An 18446-nucleotide genomic window follows, 5' to 3' on the forward strand; every position below is an offset into this window, starting at 1 on the left:
TCACCGGATCAGTGATGTTTATGGTGGTGTTTCTTGCTGCTGCGGTTGTTGTCGCCCAGGTGGTTGCCCAAGGCACCACCGGCCGCGCCGCCCAGGCCAGCACCAACGGTCGAACCGGTCTTGCCGCCTACTGCGCCGCCCAGCAACGAACCGCCGGCCGAGCCCAGGCCACCGCCGATGGCTGCTTCGGTACGGTTGCCCTTGCGAGCACCGACGGCACTGCCGGCTGCGCCGCCAACGCCGGCGCCGATGGCTGCGCCGGTCTTGCCGCCGAGCTGTTGACCGACAACGTTGCCCAGAACACCACCCAGGCCACCGCCAATGGCGGCAGTACCGTCACCGGCGAAAGCGCCCTGGCACAGCAGCAGGCCGAGGGCAAGGGAAGGCAGAGTCAGACGCATGATACAAACCTCAAAAGAAATCATCGGGTTAATGTGCCGCGCAGCGGGCGGCGGGTCAGGGTTGCAAAGACGCTTCAGCGGTAGTAGCGGTCACCGCGGTATTGACGATTGTCATCGTCGTCATCGTCGCGGTCATGCCGATGGTGGTGGCGTTCGCCACGGTCGCGATCACGCCAGCCATCGTCGTCGTCATGGTAGCGATGGCTATGGCACCCTGCAGTCAGCAGGACAACGGCAATCAGCGAAAGGCTTGCAAGACGGGTCATCACGATATAGGTCCTTGATCCGCAAAGGTTTACCGCACACCTTCTGAGACTGGGATCGATCCATTTGGTTTCCTGGGCAGGTAAAAATTTGTCGTGCCAGCGATGAGCGGCGTGCTTGCGGGCTGCTGTTCTGTCCCGTTCGGTCATGGCCGGGCCACTGGCAGGCCCCTAAACTGCACGGCAAGCCGCAGCCAAGACGGCAATCTGCCACACGGTGAATCATGATGATCGCCCACACCCCTACGTTGTTCGCCGCCGTTGCCCTGGTCGCCACCATCCTGGCTTTCTGCCTGTTGCTGGTCGGGCGCAGCAACCGTCGTGACAACCTGATGCTCACCGGCTGCGGGCTGCTGGTACATGCCCTGGCCTACGTCTGCTACACCGTCTATGCCCAGGCCCCACTGTGGCTCAGTTATGGCCTGGGCAACAGCCTGCTGTCGCTGGCACTGGCGTTCTATACGGCCAGCCTGTTCCGGGTGCGTGAACAGGTGGTGCCCTGGCGCGTCATTTTTGTCATTCCCGCACTCATGCTGGTGGGGCTGATGCTGCTGCTCGATACCTTGGAGCCGCGCATGCTGCTGGCGACGCTGGTGCTGATGTTGCAGTGCTCGATGATCCTGTATTGGGCGTGGCGCCATGCCGAGCGGCCAGGCAAGGCCCACCTGCTGTTGCAAATCGGTGCGCTGATCAGCCTGGTCGGCCTGGGCATGCGCGTGGTGGCGGTGGCCAATGGCACGGCGGTGGAAATGCGCTATGACACCAGCAACCTCAAGCAGAGCATTTCCGTGGCAATCGGCACCGCCACGGTAATGATGTACTCGATCGGGCTGGTGCTGATGGCCAAGGAACGCAGCGAATCACGTCTGCAGCACCTGGCCCTGCATGACGTGCTGACGGGTACCTACAATCGCCGGGCAATTCTCGAGCGCTTCGCCGTGGAGCTGGACCGTGCGCGTGAACAACAGAGCAGCCTGGCCGTGGCAATGATCGACATCGACCATTTCAAGCGCATCAATGACCTGTACGGGCATCTGGCCGGCGACGAGGTGTTGTGCCATTGCGTGCGCCAGTTGCAGCAGCGCCTGCGCCAGGGCGACAGCCTTGGCCGTTATGGCGGCGAGGAGTTCCTGCTGCTGTTGCCAGGCACCGACCGCAGCGGGGCGATGGCTGCCCTGCAAGGTTTGCGCGAGGCCATTGCACGCAGCCCCGCGCGTTTTGCCGGTGACCAGATCGAGCTGCGCTTCAGTGTCGGCCTGTGGTGTGGCGTACCGGGCCCCAGGGACAGCACCGCCAGCCTGCTGGGCCAGGCTGATGCCGCGCTGTACCAGGCCAAGGCCGCCGGGCGCAATACAGTGCACATGGCGGCATTGGTCGAGGCCGGTTGACTACGCGCAAGCATTCACGCGCGCTACCCGCCAGTGCTAGAGTCGCGTTCTTTTTTACCCTGAGGATGGAACATGCGTGCGATTCTGCCGATGGCCGCGGCGCTGATGCTGGTCGGTTGTGCTTCTGCGACCATGGAGACGGCCCGAGGCGGCAAGCCGACTGCGCAGCTTGACTCGCACAAGGCGCCAGAGCTGGTTGCCCAGTGCATCCAGTTCAGCTGGCAGGAAGAGAAGGTGTTCGGCGACGACGCCAGTGGCTACCTGGAGCCGCGCAAGCAGGGTGGGCTCACGGTTTACACCCGTGAGGCCGAGTCGTTTGTGGACGTTTACCCGCAGGCGGGTGGCACGCGAGTGGATTACTACGCGCAGAAGAACGACGGCGTGGCGCTGCAGCGCCGGGCTGCGGCGGCGACCTGCTTGTAACGAGCATTTTGCCGGGGCAGCACCTAACCCTGTGGGAGCGGGTTTACCCGCGAACACGGGCGAAGCCCGTGCCATCCACCGCGGTGTCAACTTCGCGGGTGAACCCGCTCCCACAGTGATCGTGCAAGCTTTACAATTTGTAGCAAGGCAGTTGTGTCGCAGGGCAGCAGGTGGGGGCTAGCATGAGCCCCCGCTAATCAAGGACGACACCATGGACCGCTCCCTGCAACTCAACCGTGCCAGCTGGGATGAACGCGCCCCGCTACACGCCGCTTCCAGCGACTACGAAGTCGAGCAACTGGTCCAGCATCCCGAATACCTTTCCGAAACCGTGCGCTTCGATCTGCCATTGCTCGGCGATATCGACGGGCTCAAGGCCGTTCACCTGCAGTGCCACATCGGCACCGACACCCTCTCGCTGGCGCGCCTTGGCGCTAAGGTCTGCGGCCTGGACTATTCCGCGGCATCGCTGGCCGAGGCGCGGGCACTGGCCGCGCGCTGCGCAGTTGCTATCGAGTATGTCGAGTCCGACGTCTACGCCGCCGACCAGGTGCTGCCGGCAAGTACTTTCGACTTGGTCTACACCGGCATCGGCGCGCTCTGCTGGTTGCCCCGTATCGAACCGTGGGCGCGTACCGTCGCGGCCCTGCTAAAACCGGGTGGGCGGCTGTTCCTGCGCGATGGGCACCCGATGCTGATGGCAGTCAACGAAGACCACCAGGACCGCCTGCAGCTCGAATACCCGTATTTCGAGCATGAAGAGCCGACGGTGTGGCACAACGACCAGACCTACGTCGAAACCGACCAGCGCCTTGCCCATACTGAAACCCACGAGTGGAACCACGGCCTGGGCGAAGTGATCACCGCCTTGCTGGCGCATGGTCTGCAACTGACGGCGTTGGTCGAGCACCAGAGCATCCCTTGGCAGGCGCTGCCGGGGCAGATGGTCAAGGGCGACGATGGTGAATATCGCCTGCGCGAACAGCCCGCACGCCTGCCCCTGAGCTACACCCTGGTGGCGGTCAAAGCCTGATCAGGACAAGTAGCCGCCGTCGACATTGAGCGCGGTGCCGGTGGTGTAGCTGGAGGCATCGCTGGCCAGGTACAGCACCGCGCCGGCCATTTCCTTGGGGTCGGCCACGCGCTTGAGCGGGATCTGTTGCAGCGCGGCATTGAGGATGGCGTTGTTCTTCACCAGGGCCGAGGCGAACTTGGTGTCGGTCAGGCCCGGCAGCAAGGCGTTGCAGCGGATGCCGAACGGCGCGCATTCCTTGGCGAACACCTTGGTCATGTTGATCACCGCCGCCTTGGTCACTGAGTAAATGCCCTGGAACAGGCCGGGCGACACCCCATTGATCGACGCCACGTTGATGATGCTGCCGCCGCCATGCTCGCGCATCAGCTTGCCGGCTTCCACCGACATGAAGAAGTAGCCGCGGATGTTCACGTCCACGGTCTTCTGGAACGCGCCTGGGTCGGTGTCCAGCACATTGCAGAACTGCGGGTTGGTAGCGGCGTTGTTGACCAGGATGTCCAGCTTGCCGAACTGTTCGCGGATGCCGGCAAACACCTGCTGGATCTGCTCCAGCTCACCAATATGGCAGGCCACCGCAGTTGCCTTGCCACCGGCGGCGATGATGGCGTCGGCCACCTGCTGGCAACCGTCGAGCTTGCGGCTGGAAACGATCACATGGGCCCCTTGTTGGGCCAGCAAGTGGGCAATGGCCTCGCCGATGCCACGGCTGGCGCCAGAGACGAAAGCGATCTTGCCGTCGAGGTCGAACAGGTGGGTCTTGGACATGCTGTTTTCCTTGTTATCCGTCATCGAGTTCGGGGCTTAGAAACTGCTCTTGGCGATGACCTGCAAGGTCATCTGCTCCAGCAAGCGGTTCATGTGAATGAACTGGGCGAAGCGTTTGTCCTGGGTCTGGCCGTGATAATAGCGGTAGTAAATTTGCTGAACGATGCCGGCCAGGCGGAACAGGCCATAGCAATAGTAGTAATCGAAGTTGTCCAGGCAGATGCCGGCGCGCTCGGCGTAGTAATTCACAAACTGGCGGCGGCTGAGCATGCCCGGTGCATTGCTCGGCTGGCGGCGCATCAGTTGCACCGGCGCCGGGTCGTCGGCCTCGATCCAGTAAGCCAGGCTGTTGCCCAGGTCCATCAGCGGGTCGCCCAGGGTGGCCATTTCCCAGTCCAGCACGCCGATGATGCGCATGGGGTTGTCGGCGTCGAGGATGACGTTGTCGAAACGGTAGTCGTTGTGCACGATGGCGGGGCGTGGGTGGTCTGCCGGCATCTTCTCGTGCAGCCAGGCGGTTACCTTCTCCCAGCGTGGGGCATCTGGGGTCAGGGCCTTTTCGTAGCGGCTGGTCCAGCCCTCGATCTGGCGTTGCACATAGCCTTCCGGCTTGCCCAGGTCGGCCAAGCCGCAGGCGCTGTAGTCCACCTGGTGCAGCTCGACCAAGCGGTCGATGAAGCTCTTGCACAGGGCCTCGGTGCGGTTGGCGTCGAGGTCCAGTTCGGGCGGAATGTCCGAACGCAGGATGATGCCCTTGACCCGCTCCATTACGTAGAACTCGCCGCCGATCAGGCTGCTGTCGGTGCAGTGCGCGTAGGCTTTGGGGCAGTAGGGGAAGCCGCTGTTCAACTGGTTGAGGATGCGAAATTCACGGCCCATGTCATGGGCTGACTTGGCCTTTTGCCCGAACGGCGGGCGGCGCAGCACGAAATCGCGGCCTGGGTAGCTGACCAGGTAGGTGAGGTTGGAGGCGCCGCCAGGGAACTGGCTGATGCTCGGCATGCCCTCCAGGCCAGGGATGTTGGCCTTGAGGTAAGGGTCGATGACGGCCGCGTCGAGTTCTTCGCCGGGGCGTACCTGGGTGGACTGGTCGGTGAGCGTCATGCGTTTTCCTTATTCTCGATCGCAAGGACTATTGGCTAATCTAATGGCCTGCCGAGGGTGGAACAAGCGTGCCAGGTGCCATATAGGTGAGGGTGTTGCTGCACGATCAACTGCCTTGATGTAACCACTTGGCAGCCGTTCTACATTCCTTTGTAGGAGCGGCCTTGTGTCGCGATTGGGCCGCAAAGCGGCCCCGGCAATCTTGCATGATGCACAAAGCTGGGGCCGCTTCGCGCCCCTGTCGCGACACAAAGCCGCTCCTGCACAGAGCCGGCGCAGATCTGGAGCAGGCAAAAAAAACCGAAGCCGGTCAGGCTTCGGTTTTTCGATCATCCGTTATCCCCAGCCCTCAGGACGGGAACAGCTCGCTCAGTTTCATCGACAGCATCATGTCGCCTTCAACGCGCAGCTTGCCGCCCATGAAGGCCTGCATGCCGTCGGTTTCGCCGCTGACGATGCCCTTCAGGGTTTCGCTGTCCATCACCAGGGTGCAGTTGGCATCCGGGTTCTCGCCTTCCTGCAGGTTGCAGGTGCCGTCCTTGACGATCAGCGCGTAGTGCTTGTCTTCGTCGGTGATGTTGAAGCCGAACACCAGGTCCAGGCCGGCGGCCGCGGATGGGTTGAACTTCTCTTGCATCTTTTTAACGGCATCAGCTACGGAGGTCATGGCGCATTCCTTATAGAGTGATTTACACGTCCCCGCAGGGACACAACTAACCGGGCTTATCGGTAAGTGACAAGCTCCGGCGCCCTCAACAGCTGCACATGGGCCTGGCTGTTGAAGGATGCCAGTGCCACGTCGCGGCCGCGGAACTTCAGCTGACTGAGCGACGTGTTGATGATTTGCCAGTTCAGCGCGAACGCCTGGCTGGGGGTGATACGGGTAACCAGGTGGAGCAGGGCGGCAATGGTACCGCCCGAAGTGAAGACAGCAATATTGTCGCCGCTGCCGGCGGCATCGAGCACGCGTTGTAGGCCAGCTTGCACGCGGGCAGTGAACGCCTGCCAGGTCTCCAGGCCATCGTCGGCATGCTCGCCATCGTGCCAGCGTTGCACCATCAGCGCGAACAGCCGCTGAAACTCGCTGCGATGCTGCACGGGATTGCGCAGTACATGCAGGGCATCGGGCTCTTCCGGCAGCAGCCCGGGCATCAGTGCACGGATCACGCCGTCGGCATCGAACTCATTGAATGCTGCGTCGGTCTCAACAGCCGGCACCGGGCAGCCATTGGCGTGCAATGCTCCCATGGCCAGGCGCGCGGTATCCTGCTGGCGGCGCAAGTCGCCTGCCACGCAGCGGTCCAGGTGCACGCCAAGCTGGGCCAAGTGCTCACCCAGAGCCTGGCTCTGGCGCACACCCACGGGCGAGAGGACGTCATAGTCATCGGCACCGAAGGAGGCTTGGCCATGTCGGATCAAGTAGAGGTTGCCCACGAAAGGTTCCGGCCTGTTGGAGGTTGCTGCGAGGTTAGGATGCGGCACACGGGCTGTCAACGAAAAAACATACAAGCGTTTGAAAAGGTTGTTTGAAAGATGTTGCCAGCGTTTACACCGGCTGGCAGCACCTCAGGCGCAACGGTATGCTTGCAACAGCTACGCGCCGTAGTGGCGCAAGTATTTAAGGAGTCAATGTGGAGTTTCTTGCCGAATACGCAAGCTTTCTCGCCAAAACCGCCACCCTGGTCATCGCCATCCTGATGGTGCTGTCGGCTATCGCCGGGCTGCGTGGCAAAGGGCGGCGCAAACAGGGTGGGCAATTGCAGGTCACCCGCCTGAACGAGTTCTACAAGGACCTGCGTGAGCGCCTGGAATCCGGCCTGCTCGACAAGGCCCAGCTCAAGGCCCTGCGCAAGCAGCAGGCCAAGGCGGAAAAGCAGCAGAAGAAGGGCAAAGGCAAGGCCGATGAGAAAGGCCGGGTCTTCGTGCTGGACTTCGATGGCGACATCAAGGCTTCGGCCACCGAAAGCCTGCGCAATGAAATCACCGCGCTGCTGACCCTCGCCACCCCGCGTGACGAGGTGGTGCTGCGCCTGGAAAGCGGCGGCGGCCTGGTGCACAGCTACGGCTTGGCTGCCTCACAGCTGGCACGCATTCGCCAGGCCGGCATCCCGCTGACCGTGTGCATCGACAAGGTGGCCGCCAGCGGTGGTTACATGATGGCCTGCATTGGCGAGAAGATCGTCAGCGCGCCGTTTGCCGTGCTTGGCTCGATCGGTGTGGTGGCGCAGCTGCCCAACGTCAACCGCCTGCTGAAGAAGCACGACATCGATTTCGAAGTGCTGACCGCTGGCGAGTACAAGCGCACCCTGACCGTGTTTGGCGAGAACACCGAGAAGGGCCGGGAGAAGTTTCAGGAAGACCTGGACATCACCCACCAGCTGTTCAAGGACTTCGTCGCCCGCTATCGCCCACAGCTGCACATCGACGAAGTGGCCACAGGTGAAGTCTGGCTGGGCGTGGCTGCACTCAACCGCAAACTGGTGGACGAACTGCAGACCAGCGACGAGTACCTGAGCGAACGCGCGCGTAATGCCAACCTGTTCCACCTGCACTATGCCGAACGCAAGAGCCTGCAGGAGCGCATCGGCGTGGCTGCCAGCGGCGCGGTGGAGAACACCGTGGTGGGGTTATGGAGTAAACTCGGCCGCCTGCGCTAACACCTTGAACCCGTTGAAATTTTTTTTCGTTCAGGGGGTTGCAAGGTTAAAGGAATGAGGACATAATGGCGCCCATCGAAACGCAGCAAACTTTGAAAAAGGTTCAGCGTTTCAAGGAGATAGCGAAGCGCAAGCAGCTAGATCCGACCTTTGAGGCCGAGTAGCAAAGTGGTTATGCTCCGGATTGCAAATCCGTCTACGCCGGTTCGATTCCGACCTCGGCCTCCACCATTCGAAAGCCCCGCAGATTAACGTCTGCGGGGTTTTTCTTTGTGCGCAGGAAACTCGTATCGTTTCCGCATCATTGGGCATCGTTTCCGCATCAGCCCTCTACTTGGTTGGGCTGACCTCCTCGCCGACGCGGCGATAAACGCGCTCAGTGATTCCCTCTTTCGAGTGCTCCAGCAGCACGCTTGATCGTAGCGTCGGGCATCAAGTTTTACACGACTAAGCCAAGCGGAACGGTGGGCATGAACGTCGGCCAGATCGTGAGCCCTTGCCCAGGCAACTGACGCCCCCAGTTCTCGCTGAGCTGAGAGTTGCGGTGCAGGGTATCGTTTGCGCCGCTTGCTCCGACCCAGAACAGAAACCGCCCAGGCTCCGCTGTCAGTGCCGGTTCCCACAGGATCATCACCAGCCGCCAGGCCGGCGTTGTACCTGTGGGAGCCGGGCTTTCCGGCGATGGGTCGCAAAGCGGGCTGTGTGAAAACGCAAAGGCCAAGTCAGACACGCAGGAGCGCGATTTTTAGGTTGTTTCTTAATCAGCCGGAGTCCGCTTGAAGTTTTCACACAGCCTGAGTCGGTAGTGGACAGTCACGATGGTCTGCTTTCGATCCATTCGGACGTTCATTCAACCAAAAGAAACCGTGGCCAGTCCGCTTCAAGGAGAGATGTCTTTTACCGCAGCGCAACCGCTTCAACTTTCCGAGAGGAATAGTGGCAGGCTGAGAGTCATCCGCTACTTTCAGCTTTGTCCAAGCTGACGACTTCAATCCAGCACGTTGTGCAGCACCTCATAGATCACACCCGAGGCAATAGCCACAAGCAGTAGGTCAGTTCCGGCTTGTTGCCACTCATAGCCATCGTAATGAGGAAGTCGTCCGATCAGCCTGCTATCCAGTTTCTTGGCAATTCCGGGCGGGAGAGGTTTGCCGCGTGCCAGATTCTTCTGAATCCCTGGAGGTAGAGAGGAGCCTGGATTCCAGTAATCGCGATTGTTGTCGAGGATGACCCGCACCCCGCCCAAGTCGACGGAAGGCCCACTGTGCCAGTCGTTACCGTTGCCTTGATGCCCTTGGTTGTCGTGTTGACCTCCCTTGTCGTGGCCTTTCCCTTTTCCGGGATCTGCCAACAACATTGGGTTCAAACCCATTACCAGCGAGAGCGCTACGGCGATATTCAACTTCTTTCCCATGTGAACAGTCCTTGATCATTTATCCAACCAGAGCGTAGTCAACCTACTACCGAAGGCAATGCTCTTGAAGGGGAGTAGCATTCTGTCGGAATGCGAGAACTTAAGAGCGCTCTCTCGGTCAGAACTGCACTTTAGCTTTCCCCGCGCCTTTGGAGGCAAATAAAAATGAGAAAACCCCTGGTTGTTGTCTTCGCTTGTGCGCTGGCACTTGGGATGACGGCATTCGTGCCTGCTGATCTCTCCCCGATTGGTTCTGCCTACGCCAAAGGTGGTGGTGGTGGTGGTGGTGGTGGTGGTGGTGGTGGTGGTCACGGCGGCGGCAACGGCGGCGGACATGGAGGTGGGCATGCGGGTGGTATGGGAGGGCACAGCGGAAATGGTAAGAGCGCTGGAAGCGATCACGAGGGCAAGGCCACACGCGATCATGGAGTAAGCGGCAACCATTACGGTAGCTCGCGCAACAGCGACAAAGGTCACGGAACCACCACCTCGGGTGTCGCCCACTCCAAAGATACTCGCGGTTTGGTCAAATCCACAGCCATCTCTCGAACCACTCCAGGCGATCACAATTCCAAAGGTCTAAGCAACGCCGTCGGATCCTCTTCAAAGAATGATCGATGATTTGACAGATTCGATCGAGTGCAGCCCTTAGTGTTTACGAAAGGTCCGGACTGTCAGTAGCCTGGATGCTTCAAGACAATCAGGAGAGGGAGTGGGACTTGCAGAAAAGCATTATCCAGCCGATACAGGCTTTCTGAAGATGAAACTCGAATAGGGATAGATGATGCTTGACAGGGATAGGTACGATTTAGTGTGCACAAGCGCAGCTGATCTTGTCGATGCCCAGCGGCCGCGCCTGAACAGCGTGGTGATCGATGGGCTCGGTGCATCCGTTGGCGAAATGTTTCCTGGCTTTGCCGCAGCCTTTCCTCGTACCGTTGCTGCTATCGAACGGGAGTATGCGGTGCCGATAGTGCTATTCAAGCGTTTTCAGGGTACCTGGATAGCATCGCTGGCGGCTGAGGCGCGGGCGCTGAATCTGTTCTTCGACTTGGTGCCTGTAACGCTTGAAACCGAAGGGCCTGAATTCGAGCGCAACTGTGCGATGCTGCCGGCACGCTGGAAGGAGCTGTATCGCTATTTCTGGTCTTTTATGCTGACCGAGCGTTCCTATATGCCCATGGATTGGACCAACTCCCCGTTCTCCTACAGCGGACGCCTGTCAATCGAGCGGTATCGAGTGCTACGTGGGGTGAAGAAGGCCGTAATGAGGGATTTCGTCAAAAGCATCCAGGCGAGTTCCGAACACTACCTGCGTTGCTGGTTGTTGACTGATGCGGGCGATGCGCTGTTTCTTGACGAAGGCAAGTGCGACGGAAAGGTCTATCACGTCAAGAACAACGACTTTGCCAACTACCGTCTGCTCGATGATCCGGAAACTGTGCTCGACAACTACCTGGCGCACTACGTGACGACGCAATCGCCAGAGGCTTTTGACTTCAGGGCATAGAGGCGATCAGCGACATTGTAATTGGCCACATCTTCCCTATCAGTTCGATCCCTTTCCACCTCAACCTCGTACACGGTGCTTCTCTGGGACATCGAATGTCCCAAACCGACCTCGGCCTCCACCGTTAGAAAGCCCCGCAGATTAACGTCTGCGGGTTTTTTCTAAGCCATGAGCTCCGAAACTTCAGCCTTTATTACTTGACCCGTTCGCCCTCGCCGGGGAGGCGTTCATGGTTTGGAAGGGGTGGTATGCTTCGCCGCTCATCAAACAAGGAAAGTGGTAATGCGGTTACTGGAGAGGCATAGGGATTTGCGGAAGTGGTTCACGCCGAAACGCCGACGCCGAGTTGGCGGATTGATGGTTGCCATCTGGATCATCGGGCTGGTCATCTATCCGGCCATTCATTGGAGCTGGAGTAACATCGGTGGGCTGGGGTTGTTCTGGTTTATCAGCGCTTGGCCGCCCGAACTTCACGACAAGCGTTAAGGCGCTGGCGGGCAGCGGTCACCGAAGATGCGGTGCACACCTGAAGTGGGTGCCACTATGGTCACGAACGCCTCTGCCAGCTATTCGCTCGTGAACAGGAAACCAGTGAGACGATGGTTGAGGCCACCGTCATAACCAAAGGCGCTGTGCCATATGAGTACGCTTTGATTGGGGATGTTCGAGCTAAAGAGTCAATCAATTTCTAGCCTTCAGGCGGGCTTACACCGCAGATGAAATCATCCGACCCAAGCCGGTGCGACCCATACTCTACGACGTACCCGGCACCGCGGCGTTCTGCTTCCACCTTGGCGGTGTTCTGGTCAGCATAAACGTCGACAAAATGCCACGGGTGCCGGTCTCGTAGCACGCCCCATCCGAGCACCCAGCCTGGATTGCCTGGGTCTGGCGGGAGGTTTTTGGCCAGGCTGCGTATCGTCATGCGCTACCTATGGATACAGGTGGTTATCCGCTATTAAACCCCTTCAGATGCCGATGATCACCGATGTATACGTAGCCATTCGTCCGCAATGTCGCCCATGGTGGACGGCGTGCCACTCTTGATCCACGCCATGAAGGCGCGGTCGAACTTGAATCCGTCCCCGCACTCACTGAGCAGAAACTGACGAACCCTCTGCGTGTTGCGGTAGTGCTTGTCCAGCGGAGTGGAGCGGGTAATTGGCCCAGCATGCCAGTCGAAGCTCATGGCCTGGTCCTTGACTGTTGAGAAAGTAAAAAGCCCGCGGATGACAATCTGCGGGCTTCGGTACGGGTCATGATCTTCGACCGCCAAGCGATCAACCTTCGAACTGAATCACCATCCGCCCTTTGATCTTGCCTTCCAGCATCTCGTCAAAGATCTGGTTGATATCCTCGATCGGCCGTAGGGTCACCTTCGGCACCACCTTGCCTTCCGCCGCAAACTGGAAGGCTTCCTGCAGGTCCTGCCGTGTGCCGACCAGCGAACCGATCACTTCGATACCGTCCAGCACCAGGCGGGGGATATTCAGGTTCATGGCTTCTGATGGCAGGCCGACCGCCACCAGGCGGCCACCGGCGCGCAGGGCATCGACGGCCGAGTCGAATGCAGCCTTGGCCACGGCGGTAACTACGGCGGCATGGGCGCCCCCGGTCTTGGCCTGGATGACCTTCGCTGCATCTTCAGTGCTCGAGTTGACGACCAGGTCGGCGCCCATCTCACTGGCGAAGCGCAGTTGCTCTTCGTTGACGTCGATGGCGATCACTTTGGCGTTGAACACGTTCTTGGCGTATTGCAGGGCCAGGTTGCCCAGGCCGCCGAGGCCGTAGATGGCAATCCATTGGCCGGGGCGGATGTTGGAGATCTTCACCGCCTTGTAGGTGGTGACGCCGGCGCAGGTAACGCTGCTGGCGGCAGCGGAGTCGAGGCCGTCGGGAACCTTGACCGAATAGTCGGCCTTGACGATGCAGGCCTCGGCCATGCCACCGTCCACGGTGTAGCCGGAGTTTTTCACTTCGCGACACAGGGTTTCGTTGCCGCTGGTGCAATACTCGCAATGCCCGCAACCCTGGTAGAACCAGGCTACGCTGGCGCGATCGCCCGGCTTGAGCGAGGTGACGCCAGGGCCAACTTCCTGGACCACGCCGATACCTTCGTGGCCCAGCACTACACCGGTCTTGTCACCGAAGTCGCCATTTTTCACGTGCAGGTCGGTGTGGCACACACCGCAGCATTGCATCTTCAGCAGCGCTTCGCCGTACTCGAGGGGGCGTAGGGTTTTTTCTACCACGTCCACGCGACGGCCTGGTGCAACAACAGCAGCTTTCATAAGAGCCTCCGTGTCTATCCGATGTGAGCTTGGTTTATCGCCGGGTTAGCATAGACCTTGTCTGGGTGGGCAAAACTGCTTCAGGTCATGTTCTGGGGCGGGGTAGCTGCTTTGCACATATGTACCTGCCTTGCGCAGATATTTGCAGGGGCGTATGTCTGACAGAGGCACACGGAAAAAGAAAAGCCCGCAGCAATGATGCGGCGGGCTGTAAGAACGTACGGAGCGGGGTCAGTATGCTTAGTCAGTTGTCCGTAAATCGTGAAGCGCAGGTCATGAGGCTGTCATGCATGTGTTTTGCCTGGCGTGCTGGCGATAGGGCCCGATAAAGCCATAAAAAAGCCCGCCATGAAGGCGGGCAAGCAACGTTTTGAAGGGAGAGCCTGCAGACTGGACCCGGCTGGTTAACCCAGCATTAAGCGCCAACGCATTGACCTGCGAACGCGATCAGCCTATACAGGCCAGCTACGCACCCCTGGAGCCAGCATGCACGACGAAGACGACCTGCACGAACCCGAGCACGATCACCTGCTTGACCACGAATTTCACTACGACGACAGGGAGCCCGAGGCGGATGCCCAAGGCGCCGAGGATGAAGTGGAGGAAGATGAGGAAACGCTGGATGACCTTGATGACGAGGAGCGTGATCACCCAGCCTGGTTCGATGACTGCGAAGACGATTGAGTCAGCGACCATCTACCGAGAAGCGCCCTGGGCCGCTCACCGCCAGCAATAGCAGGCCACCCATGATGCTGAGGTTTTTCAGGAACTGGGTCATGTTGGCGCTGCGCTCAGGGTCGACCATGTTCCAGAACGGGTGGCCCAAAAGCGCCGTGCCCAGCACGAACAGGGCGAACAGGAATGCCAGCGGCCGCGTGTAGAAGCCCAGTATCAGCAGGATGCCCACAATGAACTCCATAAGCACGGCAATCGCCGCCGCCAGCATGGGGGCAGGGGCGCCAAGGGAAGTCATGTAGCCGACAGTGCCTTCGAAACCGGTCAGCTTGGCCCAGCCAGACAATACGAACAGGATCATCAGCAGGATGCGGGCAACCAGGATAATGATGTCGCGTTGACCATCGAACAGGGAGTAGCGCATGGCGGCATTCCAGTGGACGGGGACAAGCTCCACTTTAGCAGCTGCGCAAAACATTGCCGTCGGCTAGCAAAAAGGCGCCGCAAGGGCGCCTTTTCAAAGAAGTTTGGTGCGAGTGGCGGGACTCGAACCCGCAAGGCTCACGCCGACAGATTTTAAGTCTGCTGTGTATACCAATTCCACCACACTCGCACGCTTGAAAGGGTCGCAATGGACCAGCACGCTTCTAAGCAGAAGGGCTTCGCAATCAAGCGCGCTTTATAACCCATTGTTATAGTTGAGTCAACCGCAGCACCTATGATCAACAGAATGAAGGAGCGATCGAACGGCCGATTGACACCTTGCTGTCATTAAGCCACTGTTGCCCTTTTATTGGATCCAAGAGCATGCAGCGATGACTCAGTCCAACGCTTGCGAGCGTGTCGTGCGCCCACGGCTGTTCTGGCGACTGTTGTTTGCGCAGGTGATCGTGTTGGGGGCATTTCTCCTCCTCAGCCTGATTAGCCTGGGCGGTTACCTGCTGATGTTGGGCTTCGATGCCGAACACCCTCAGCCGCAGCGGCTGATGGCATTGGCCGGTGGTGGGCTTATCGTGCTGGTGAGCCTCTGGCTGCTGAAAGTGGCGATGCCACGGCGGATCAGCCCAGTACTCGTAGAGCGTGAGCGCTGACCATCGGTTGCCGGGTGGCTGTGCGCTGGCATGTACGCTTGGCTACTCTCACTTCGTCCCTGCTGCTGTACCGGTGGAGTTTGCATGGCTTCAGCTGATTGCCTCGACCATCCCGTCATGCCTGCCCACCGCTATGAACAGCTGGTTCAGTCGGTGGTGGACTACGCCATCTACATGCTCGACCCCTCCGGCCATGTGGTGTCATGGAATGCCGGTGCACAGCGGATCAAGGGTTACCGTGCCGATGAAGTGATCGGCCAGCATTTTTCGTTGTTCTTCACCCCGCAGGATTGTGCCGATGGCCGCCCCGAACGCTTGTTGCGCCAGGCGCTGGAGCAGGGCGTGGCGCAGGATGAAGGTTGGCGTGTACGCAAGGATGGCACGCAGTTCTGGGCCTTGGCCGCGCTGGACGTAATCCGTGATGACCTTGGCCAGATCGTTGGCCTGGCCAAGGTAACCCGCGACATTACCGACCGGCGTGAGTCGGCGCTGCAGCTGGATGCCATGCGGGCCCAGTTGTTCCAGGCGCAGAAGCTTGAGGCACTTGGCCAGCTGACTGGGGGCCTTGCGCATGACTTCAACAACCTGTTGACCATCATCATGAGCTCGGCCCGGTTGGCGCAAAGCACTCAGGACCCGGCACGTGCCCAGCGCATGCTGCAGCACATCCTCGATGCCGGAAACCGCGGTACCGAGCTGACCCAGCAACTGCTCAGTTTTGCCCGCCATCGCAAACTGGATGTTGCCTGCGTCGCCCCGGCGAACCTTATAGCCGCTACCCGTGGTTTACTGGAGCATGCACTGCCCAGTTCGATTGAATTGAAAGTGTTGCTGCAACCGGACCTGCCCCTGATCGAGGTAGATGCCGGGCAGTTGCAGATGGTGCTGCTCAACCTGCTGTTCAACGCCCGCGATGCCATTGAGGGGCAAGGCCGCATCGGTTTGACGGTCGATATGGTCGAACTGGCCGGCGAGGTGGATGGGTTGCGTGGCAGTTTTGTGCGTTTTGAAGTGGAAGACTGTGGCGAGGGCATTGCACCAGAAGTACTGCCGCGTATCTTCGAGCCGTTTTTCACCACCAAGCCCTTCGGCAAGGGGACCGGCCTGGGTCTAAGCCAGGTGTATGGCTTTGCCAAGCAGTGCGGTGGCGCCATTTGCGTCGACAGCGAACCCGGCCGTGGAACTTGCATGCAGCTTTACTTGCCAACCTATCAGGACCAGATGGACAGCCAACTCGACAGGTAGACACCATGGCACAGGCACTCAGGCGGCTGGTGACGGGGATCGAAGGGCTCGATGCGCTGCTCAAGGGTGGCTTGGTGGCAGGCGCGTCCTACATCATTCAGGGCCCGCCGGGGGCCGGCAAGACCATCTTGGCCAATCAGCTGGCCTGCGGGCATGTGCGCGGCGGCGGGCGGGTGCTGGTGGCCACCTTGCTGAGCGAGTCGCACGAGCGGCTGTTCCAGTACTTGGCCACCTTGGAGTTTTTCGACCCGGCGCTGGTCGGCGACCCGATCCAGTTCGTCAGCGCCTTCGACACCCTGGAGCAGGAAGGCCTCGACGCCGTGGTGCGGTTACTGCGCCAGGAAATCGCCCGGCAGCAGGCCAGCTTGCTGATCGTCGATGGCGTGCTTAATGCCCGGGTGCGCGCGGAAACCGCGCTGGACACCAAGAAGTTCGTCTCCGAACTGCAAGGCCATGCGGCCTTTGCCGGTTGCACCGTACTGCTGTTGACCAGTGCACGGCTGGACGAAGGCAGCCCGGAGCACACCATGGTTGACGGGGTGATAGAACTGGGTGAACAACTGGTGGGCAGCCGCGCCGTGCGCCATATCCAGTTGCGCAAGACCCGCGGCAGTGCGGCGTTGTCGGGGCGCCATGAGTGCCTCATCGATGAAGCTGGCCTGCACGTCTACCCGCGCCTGGAAGCGTTGTTCAGCCACCCCAGCCAGATCGGCAGTGCCACCCTCTCTCGCATCAGCAGCGGTGTAGCAAGCCTGGATGAAATGCTCGATGGCGGCTTGGCTGCAGGTTCGGTCAGCCTGCTGATCGGGCCTTCGGGTATTGGCAAAACCTCGTTGGGCCTGGCTTTCCTCGGCGCCAGCACGCCGCAGGCGCCAGGGCTGCATTTCGGCTTTTACGAAACCCCCGAACGCCTGCGTATCAAGGCCGCGTCGCTGGGTTACGACTTCGCCGCGATGGAGCAGGGTGGCAGCCTGCAGCTATGTTGGCAGCCAACCACCGAAGGTTTGCTGGACCAGGTTGGCGCGCGCCTGCTTGAGCGCGTCGAGGCGCAGGGCAGCAAGCGGGTGATGATCGACAGCCTCGGGGCGTTCAGCCGCCTGGCCATTGACCCGGCGCGGCTCAATGCGTTTTTCCGCGCCTTGACCGGCGAACTGCGCGCACGCGATGTGAGCGTGATGCTGACCTGGGAGATGCGCGACATTTTTGGCTCGGAAATCAGCGCCCCGGCCCCAGACCTGTCGAGTATCGTCGACAACCTGATGCTGATGCGCTTCGTCGAGCTGGACTCGCAGCTGCGGCGCATGCTGTCGATCCTCAAGGTGCGTGACAGCCACCATGACCCTGCCTTGCACGAGCTGCTGATAGGGCCGCAGGGCATTACCTTGCGCAAGGCGTTCGAAGGCGCTTGTGGTGTGCTGTCGGGAACGCCGGTGCCGCAAGGGAGTGGGTGACGGGGCGGGCAGATGAATACCATCCTGATCGTCGATGACGAGTACCTGATCGCTGACATCCTCGGTTTTGCCCTGGAGGACGAAGGCTTTCTGGTGGAAAAGGCGAGCAACGGCTGCAAGGCGCTGGAAGCACTGAAGGAAAAGCGCGTTCAGCTGGTGATCACCGACTATATGATGCCGCTGCTGAACGGTGAGGAGTTGGTGCGCTCGATGCGTGAAGACCCGGCCTTGAGCGAGTTGCCGGTCATCCTCATGAGTGGCGCGCAAGCCAACCAGGGATGCCCGGAACTGTTCGCCGCAGTGTTCGACAAACCGTTCGACATGGACTGTATGATCGCCAAGGTGCGCGAACTGCTGGGCACCTGAGGCGTGTGGCGATCAAGCGCGTCCGTGCGGCTTGAGGCAAGTCGCTCAGTGCGAGTCGTCGTGCTTTTCTGGTGCCGGGCTGCCGGCCTGGATACGTTTGAAGATCTCTTCGCGATGGACCTGAACATCTTTCGGTGCATCGATACCGATCCTCACCTGCATCCCTTTGACGCCCAGAATGGTGACTTTGATGTCATCGTTGATGACGATGCTTTCGCCAACCTTACGGGTGAGTATCAGCATGTAGTTCTCCTTGGTGATGTAAAAGTCCGCTGGGCTATTTGCCACGGCGGCGGGAGCTTGTCCCTCTTCCTTCTCATTAAAGACGCTTTCGGCGGATAGTAATTCCCCGACAGACAAATTCTG

At 60.1% G+C, this 18446-nt stretch carries 23 protein-coding genes and 2 tRNA genes; 12 read left to right on the forward strand and 13 right to left on the reverse strand.

Going from position 1 to position 18446, the window contains the following annotated elements:
- Positions 1-8: 8 nt before the first annotated feature.
- Both ABE456_RS05150 and ABE456_RS05155 read right to left on the reverse strand, forming a co-directional pair.
- Complete coding sequence (locus tag ABE456_RS05150) at positions 9-401, reverse strand: glycine zipper domain-containing protein (RefSeq protein ID WP_346642995.1); 393 nt, start codon at positions 399-401, stop codon at positions 9-11.
- 74 nt (positions 402-475) lie between these two features.
- Positions 476-667, reverse strand: a complete 192-nt coding sequence (locus ABE456_RS05155; protein ID WP_346642996.1) for a hypothetical protein — start codon at positions 665-667, stop codon at positions 476-478.
- 224 nt (positions 668-891) lie between these two features.
- Here ABE456_RS05155 and ABE456_RS05160 point away from each other — a divergent pair, with 224 nt between their 5' ends.
- The 3 genes from ABE456_RS05160 to ABE456_RS05170 all read left to right on the forward strand — a co-directional run bounded on the left by ABE456_RS05160 (position 892) and on the right by ABE456_RS05170 (position 3508).
- A complete protein-coding gene (locus ABE456_RS05160; RefSeq protein WP_346643027.1) occupies positions 892-2052 on the forward strand; it encodes a GGDEF domain-containing protein in 1161 nt (386 codons plus the stop codon).
- A 72-nt stretch (positions 2053-2124) separates the two neighbouring features.
- The gene (locus tag ABE456_RS05165) at positions 2125-2475 is read left to right on the forward strand and encodes a hypothetical protein (RefSeq protein ID WP_346642997.1); all 351 of its coding nucleotides are present in this window, start codon (positions 2125-2127) and stop codon (positions 2473-2475) included.
- A 211-nt stretch (positions 2476-2686) separates the two neighbouring features.
- On the forward strand, positions 2687-3508 hold the full coding sequence (locus ABE456_RS05170; protein ID WP_346642998.1) for a class I SAM-dependent methyltransferase: 822 nt from the start codon (positions 2687-2689) through the stop codon (positions 3506-3508).
- Here the strand turns inward: ABE456_RS05170 and ABE456_RS05175 are convergent, their stop codons facing one another.
- From ABE456_RS05175 to ABE456_RS05190, 4 genes are all read right to left on the reverse strand, one after another.
- On the reverse strand, positions 3509-4276 hold the full coding sequence (locus ABE456_RS05175) for an SDR family oxidoreductase (RefSeq protein ID WP_346642999.1): 768 nt from the start codon (positions 4274-4276) through the stop codon (positions 3509-3511). It lies immediately after the preceding gene.
- Positions 4277-4312: 36 nt separating this feature from the next.
- Entirely contained in the window at positions 4313-5380 is a 1068-nt protein-coding gene (locus ABE456_RS05180) for a phosphotransferase family protein (RefSeq protein WP_346643000.1), read from the reverse strand.
- A 349-nt stretch (positions 5381-5729) separates the two neighbouring features.
- Positions 5730-6047: an SCP2 sterol-binding domain-containing protein gene (locus ABE456_RS05185; RefSeq protein WP_207878297.1), complete on the reverse strand. Its 318-nt coding sequence runs from the start codon at positions 6045-6047 to the stop codon at positions 5730-5732.
- 56 nt (positions 6048-6103) lie between these two features.
- On the reverse strand, positions 6104-6814 hold the full coding sequence (locus ABE456_RS05190) for a histidine phosphatase family protein (RefSeq protein ID WP_346643001.1): 711 nt from the start codon (positions 6812-6814) through the stop codon (positions 6104-6106).
- A 197-nt stretch (positions 6815-7011) separates the two neighbouring features.
- Here ABE456_RS05190 and sohB point away from each other — a divergent pair, with 197 nt between their 5' ends.
- Positions 7012-8037 (forward strand): protease SohB, encoded by a 1026-nt coding sequence (gene sohB, locus ABE456_RS05195; RefSeq protein ID WP_346643002.1) that lies wholly within the window; start codon positions 7012-7014, stop codon positions 8035-8037.
- A gap of 154 nt (positions 8038-8191) precedes the next feature.
- Positions 8192-8265 (forward strand) — tRNA-Cys (locus ABE456_RS05200).
- Between the two features lie 760 nt (positions 8266-9025).
- On the opposite strand, the gene ABE456_RS05205 is transcribed toward ABE456_RS05200, so the two are convergent.
- Entirely contained in the window at positions 9026-9451 is a 426-nt protein-coding gene (locus tag ABE456_RS05205; RefSeq protein ID WP_346643003.1) for an anti-virulence regulator CigR family protein, read from the reverse strand.
- 165 nt (positions 9452-9616) lie between these two features.
- Between ABE456_RS05205 and ABE456_RS05210 the strand changes: the two genes are divergently transcribed.
- Together ABE456_RS05210 and ABE456_RS05215 are read left to right on the forward strand one after the other, a co-directional pair.
- Positions 9617-10072 (forward strand): hypothetical protein, encoded by a 456-nt coding sequence (locus ABE456_RS05210; RefSeq protein ID WP_346643004.1) that lies wholly within the window; start codon positions 9617-9619, stop codon positions 10070-10072.
- A 163-nt stretch (positions 10073-10235) separates the two neighbouring features.
- Positions 10236-10961, forward strand: a complete 726-nt coding sequence (locus ABE456_RS05215; protein ID WP_346643005.1) for a hypothetical protein — start codon at positions 10236-10238, stop codon at positions 10959-10961.
- A gap of 688 nt (positions 10962-11649) precedes the next feature.
- Here the strand turns inward: ABE456_RS05215 and ABE456_RS05220 are convergent.
- From ABE456_RS05220 to adhP, 3 genes are all read right to left on the reverse strand, one after another.
- Positions 11650-11886 carry a hypothetical protein gene (locus ABE456_RS05220; RefSeq protein WP_346643006.1) on the reverse strand — a complete coding sequence of 79 codons (237 nt, stop codon included), beginning with the start codon at positions 11884-11886 and terminating at the stop codon, positions 11650-11652.
- A 57-nt stretch (positions 11887-11943) separates the two neighbouring features.
- Positions 11944-12150, reverse strand: a complete 207-nt coding sequence (locus tag ABE456_RS05225) for a DUF6434 domain-containing protein (RefSeq protein WP_346643028.1) — start codon at positions 12148-12150, stop codon at positions 11944-11946.
- 91 nt (positions 12151-12241) lie between these two features.
- A complete protein-coding gene (adhP, locus tag ABE456_RS05230; protein ID WP_346643007.1) occupies positions 12242-13252 on the reverse strand; it encodes an alcohol dehydrogenase AdhP in 1011 nt (336 codons plus the stop codon).
- A gap of 486 nt (positions 13253-13738) precedes the next feature.
- On the opposite strand from adhP, the gene ABE456_RS05235 reads away from it, so the two are divergent.
- Complete coding sequence (locus ABE456_RS05235) at positions 13739-13936, forward strand: hypothetical protein (protein WP_346643008.1); 198 nt, start codon at positions 13739-13741, stop codon at positions 13934-13936.
- A gap of 1 nt (position 13937) precedes the next feature.
- Here ABE456_RS05235 and ABE456_RS05240 read toward each other — a convergent pair whose 3' ends face one another.
- Together ABE456_RS05240 and ABE456_RS05245 are read right to left on the reverse strand one after the other, a co-directional pair.
- Entirely contained in the window at positions 13938-14351 is a 414-nt protein-coding gene (locus tag ABE456_RS05240; RefSeq protein WP_346643009.1) for a DoxX family protein, read from the reverse strand.
- 104 nt (positions 14352-14455) lie between these two features.
- Positions 14456-14540, reverse strand: a tRNA-Leu gene (locus tag ABE456_RS05245).
- A 202-nt stretch (positions 14541-14742) separates the two neighbouring features.
- Between ABE456_RS05245 and ABE456_RS05250 the strand changes: the two genes are divergently transcribed.
- From ABE456_RS05250 to ABE456_RS05265, 4 genes are all read left to right on the forward strand, one after another.
- Positions 14743-15018, forward strand: a complete 276-nt coding sequence (locus tag ABE456_RS05250) for a hypothetical protein (protein WP_346643010.1) — start codon at positions 14743-14745, stop codon at positions 15016-15018.
- A gap of 84 nt (positions 15019-15102) precedes the next feature.
- Positions 15103-16263 (forward strand): ATP-binding protein, encoded by a 1161-nt coding sequence (locus ABE456_RS05255; RefSeq protein ID WP_346643011.1) that lies wholly within the window; start codon positions 15103-15105, stop codon positions 16261-16263.
- Between the two features lie 5 nt (positions 16264-16268).
- Positions 16269-17714: an ATPase domain-containing protein gene (locus ABE456_RS05260; RefSeq protein WP_346643012.1), complete on the forward strand. Its 1446-nt coding sequence runs from the start codon at positions 16269-16271 to the stop codon at positions 17712-17714.
- A gap of 12 nt (positions 17715-17726) precedes the next feature.
- A complete protein-coding gene (locus ABE456_RS05265; protein WP_085622082.1) occupies positions 17727-18080 on the forward strand; it encodes a response regulator in 354 nt (117 codons plus the stop codon).
- A gap of 45 nt (positions 18081-18125) precedes the next feature.
- Here the strand turns inward: ABE456_RS05265 and csrA are convergent, their stop codons facing one another.
- Positions 18126-18323, reverse strand: coding sequence for a carbon storage regulator CsrA (gene csrA, locus ABE456_RS05270; RefSeq protein ID WP_004375914.1), 198 nt, complete (start codon positions 18321-18323; stop codon positions 18126-18128).
- Positions 18324-18446 lie beyond the last annotated feature (123 nt).

Origin of the sequence: Pseudomonas sp. TWI929 (genome assembly GCF_039673335.1) — a bacterium.
Lineage (GTDB): Bacteria > Pseudomonadota > Gammaproteobacteria > Pseudomonadales > Pseudomonadaceae > Aquipseudomonas.

What these genes read in the sequence shown, in the direction of transcription:
- ABE456_RS05260 (WP_346643012.1), top strand. Translation starts at nt 16,269, where the DNA reads ATGGCACAGGCACTCAGGCGGCTGGTGACGGGGATCGAAGGGCTCGAT.
- ABE456_RS05265 (WP_085622082.1), top strand. Translation starts at nt 17,727, where the DNA reads ATGAATACCATCCTGATCGTCGATGACGAGTACCTGATCGCTGACATC.
- ABE456_RS05235 (WP_346643008.1), top strand. Translation starts at nt 13,739, where the DNA reads ATGCACGACGAAGACGACCTGCACGAACCCGAGCACGATCACCTGCTT.
- ABE456_RS05165 (WP_346642997.1), top strand. Translation starts at nt 2,125, where the DNA reads ATGCGTGCGATTCTGCCGATGGCCGCGGCGCTGATGCTGGTCGGTTGT.
- ABE456_RS05215 (WP_346643005.1), top strand. Translation starts at nt 10,236, where the DNA reads ATGCTTGACAGGGATAGGTACGATTTAGTGTGCACAAGCGCAGCTGAT.
- ABE456_RS05240 (WP_346643009.1), bottom strand. Translation starts at nt 14,351, where the DNA reads ATGCGCTACTCCCTGTTCGATGGTCAACGCGACATCATTATCCTGGTT.
- ABE456_RS05205 (WP_346643003.1), bottom strand. Translation starts at nt 9,451, where the DNA reads ATGGGAAAGAAGTTGAATATCGCCGTAGCGCTCTCGCTGGTAATGGGT.
- ABE456_RS05155 (WP_346642996.1), bottom strand. Translation starts at nt 667, where the DNA reads ATGACCCGTCTTGCAAGCCTTTCGCTGATTGCCGTTGTCCTGCTGACT.
- ABE456_RS05255 (WP_346643011.1), top strand. Translation starts at nt 15,103, where the DNA reads ATGGCTTCAGCTGATTGCCTCGACCATCCCGTCATGCCTGCCCACCGC.
- ABE456_RS05170 (WP_346642998.1), top strand. Translation starts at nt 2,687, where the DNA reads ATGGACCGCTCCCTGCAACTCAACCGTGCCAGCTGGGATGAACGCGCC.
- ABE456_RS05210 (WP_346643004.1), top strand. Translation starts at nt 9,617, where the DNA reads ATGAGAAAACCCCTGGTTGTTGTCTTCGCTTGTGCGCTGGCACTTGGG.
- ABE456_RS05150 (WP_346642995.1), bottom strand. Translation starts at nt 401, where the DNA reads ATGCGTCTGACTCTGCCTTCCCTTGCCCTCGGCCTGCTGCTGTGCCAG.
- ABE456_RS05180 (WP_346643000.1), bottom strand. Translation starts at nt 5,380, where the DNA reads ATGACGCTCACCGACCAGTCCACCCAGGTACGCCCCGGCGAAGAACTC.
- ABE456_RS05160 (WP_346643027.1), top strand. Translation starts at nt 892, where the DNA reads ATGATCGCCCACACCCCTACGTTGTTCGCCGCCGTTGCCCTGGTCGCC.
- adhP (WP_346643007.1), bottom strand. Translation starts at nt 13,252, where the DNA reads ATGAAAGCTGCTGTTGTTGCACCAGGCCGTCGCGTGGACGTGGTAGAA.
- ABE456_RS05220 (WP_346643006.1), bottom strand. Translation starts at nt 11,886, where the DNA reads ATGACGATACGCAGCCTGGCCAAAAACCTCCCGCCAGACCCAGGCAAT.
- csrA (WP_004375914.1), bottom strand. Translation starts at nt 18,323, where the DNA reads ATGCTGATACTCACCCGTAAGGTTGGCGAAAGCATCGTCATCAACGAT.
- ABE456_RS05185 (WP_207878297.1), bottom strand. Translation starts at nt 6,047, where the DNA reads ATGACCTCCGTAGCTGATGCCGTTAAAAAGATGCAAGAGAAGTTCAAC.
- ABE456_RS05250 (WP_346643010.1), top strand. Translation starts at nt 14,743, where the DNA reads ATGACTCAGTCCAACGCTTGCGAGCGTGTCGTGCGCCCACGGCTGTTC.
- ABE456_RS05175 (WP_346642999.1), bottom strand. Translation starts at nt 4,276, where the DNA reads ATGTCCAAGACCCACCTGTTCGACCTCGACGGCAAGATCGCTTTCGTC.
- ABE456_RS05225 (WP_346643028.1), bottom strand. Translation starts at nt 12,150, where the DNA reads ATGAGCTTCGACTGGCATGCTGGGCCAATTACCCGCTCCACTCCGCTG.